Raw genomic sequence first — 374 nt, forward strand, 5'->3', positions numbered from 1 at the left:
CTTAGGCAACATTTGAGATACGATTGCGATTATAAAAATTGATATACCAACCAATGGCTGCTTGGACTTCAGTTAATGTTTGGTATGCCTTCAGATAAACCTCTTCACGCTTCAATATTGAATGAAACGCTTCCATACGGCCATTATCGTACGGATGTCCTTTGAGTGAATAAGAATGTTTCAAGCCATAATTTTGGCATTTAATATTAAACTCAGCACTCGTGTATTGTGACCCCATATCTGAATGAATAATGAGTGGCTTTCGATGTTTATCCAACGCCATCTGTAAGGCACTTGTGGCTAGCTCGGCTGTCATTGTATCGCCAATTTTATAGCCCAATACTTTTCTCTTCTCAGGATCCAAAACGGTCGCT

1 protein-coding gene is annotated in these 374 nt (G+C 39.6%); it reads right to left on the reverse strand.

Annotated elements, in window-relative coordinates:
• Position 1: 1 nt before the first annotated feature.
• Positions 2-374: DDE-type integrase/transposase/recombinase (locus IAE53_RS11265; protein WP_155443420.1), on the reverse strand; the 373-nt coding region annotated here is incomplete at its 5' end.

This window comes from Leuconostoc sp. S50 (genome assembly GCF_016624925.1).
In the GTDB taxonomy this organism is placed as follows: domain Bacteria; phylum Bacillota; class Bacilli; order Lactobacillales; family Lactobacillaceae; genus Leuconostoc; species Leuconostoc pseudomesenteroides.